General features: G+C 73.2%; 2 protein-coding genes and 1 pseudogene. 2 read left to right on the top strand and 1 reads right to left on the bottom strand.

The genetic code is table 11. The annotated features are described in order from the left end of the window. Nucleotides 1-461 (bottom strand): annotated as a pseudogene (locus D8M29_RS11655) (M3 family peptidase); the annotation flags it as partial. Nucleotides 462-560: 99 nt separating this feature from the next. Here D8M29_RS11655 and D8M29_RS11650 point away from each other — a divergent pair. Beyond that, the gene (locus tag D8M29_RS11650; protein ID WP_049147641.1) at nt 561-1322 is read left to right on the top strand and encodes a YebC/PmpR family DNA-binding transcriptional regulator; all 762 of its coding nucleotides are present in this window, start codon (nt 561-563) and stop codon (nt 1320-1322) included. Between the two features lie 47 nt (nt 1323-1369). Then, nucleotides 1370-1635 (top strand): crossover junction endodeoxyribonuclease RuvC (locus D8M29_RS11645; protein ID WP_174233352.1); only part of this gene is annotated, 266 nt, incomplete at its 3' end.

Raw genomic sequence — 1635 nt, 5'->3', positions numbered from 1 at the left:
TCCGCCCCCGCCAGGGAGAGGCGCAGGCGCAGCGCCTCCAGCAGGCGGGCGTCCTCGCCCGTGAGGCCGCCGTCGTCGATCGCCGCGACGCGCGCCGCCAGCCGCGGGTCCAGCAGGATCGCGTCCTCGTGGGCCGCGAGCTCGGGGGAGAGCTCCTCGGCCAGGGCCTGCCGCGCGTCCGTGCCGTCCGAGCCGACGAGCGTGAAGAACATGGCGGCGGAGCGGCGCAGCAGCTGGCCGGACAGCTCGAGCGCGCGGACGGTGTTCTCGAAGGTCGGCGCCGTGGCCGCCCCGAGGATCTGGTCGACCTCGGCGCGCTGGGCCGCCATCCCCGCGCGCACGGCCTCGGCCAGCTGCGCGTCGGAGACGGCGGAGAAGTCGGGCAGCCCGTAGGGCAGGTCGGAGGGGGTCGCCAGCGGGTGGTCGGCGGGCAGGACGGAGGGCGCGGAGGTGTGGGTCATGGGCGCGAGTGTAGTCAGCCGTGATCCGCGCCACCCCACCGGGCGTCGCTAGACTGGGCGGTCGAGCCAGCAGACGAGATCCAGACCTGAGGAGGCGTGATGGCAGGACATTCCAAATGGGCGACCACCAAGCACAAGAAGGCCGTCATCGACGCGCGGCGCGCCAAGGCGTTCGCGAAGTACATCAAGAACATCGAGGTCGCGGCACGTGCCGGCGGACCCGACGTCGCCGGCAACCCCGCCCTCGACCTGGCCGTGTCCAAGGCCAAGAAGGCCTCGGTGCCCAACGACAACATCGACCGCGCCGTCAAGCGCGGCGCCGGCCTGACCGGCGAGGTCATCGACTACGCCGAGATCATGTACGAGGTCCGCGGCCCCCAGGGCTCGGCGCTGCTGGTCGAGTGCCTGACCGACAACAAGAACCGCGCCGCCGCGGACGTGCGCGCGGCCGTCACCCGCAACGGCGGCACCATGGCGGACTCCGGCTCCGTCTCCTTCCTCTTCGAGCGCAAGGGCCTCGTGCGCCTGCCCACCGAGGGCAACACCGAGGACGGCCTGCTCGAGGCCGTGCTCGAGGGCGGCGCGGACGCCGAGGAGGTCGTCGTCTCCGGCGACTCCTTCGAGATCCTCTCGGACCCCTCCGACCTGCAGTCCGTGGCCAAGGCCCTCGACGAGGCGGGCGTGGAGTACGAGTCCGACGAGCTCGAGTTCGTCCCCACCATGAAGGTGGACCTGGACGCGTCGGGCGCCCGCACCTTCCTCAAGCTGGCCGATGCGCTCGAGGACCTCGACGACGTCCAGAACGTCTTCTCGAACGTGGACATCGCCCCCGAGGTCCTCGCCGAGCTCGACGAGGACTGATCGCGCTGAGCGCGCGCCGGCCCGCCGACGTCGTCCGGATCCTCGGGGTGGACCCGGGGCTCACCCGCTGCGGGATCGCCGTGGTGGACGTGGACGCGCGACGGCGGGCCGCGCTCGTCCACGTCGAGGTCACGGGCACCCCGCCCACCGCCCCCCTGGACCAGCGCCTCCTGCGCATCGACGAGGCCGTCTCCGCGGTCCTCGCCGCGCACCGGCCCGATCGCGCCGCCGTCGAGCGCATGTTCGCGAACACGAACACGCCGACCGTGCTGGGCACGGCCCAGGCCGCGGGCGTGGCGATCGCCGCGGCCGA

This window comes from Micrococcus sp. HSID17227 (genome assembly GCF_003989405.1).
Taxonomy (GTDB): Bacteria; Actinomycetota; Actinomycetes; order Actinomycetales; family Micrococcaceae; genus Micrococcus; species Micrococcus luteus.
The sequence above is the reverse complement of the archived record's forward strand: the minus strand, read 5'-3'. Positions and strand labels throughout refer to the sequence as shown.

Excerpts from the sequence above, each read along its gene's own strand:
- D8M29_RS11650 (WP_049147641.1), top strand. The coding sequence starts at position 561 with ATGGCAGGACATTCCAAATGGGCGACCACCAAGCACAAGAAGGCCGTC.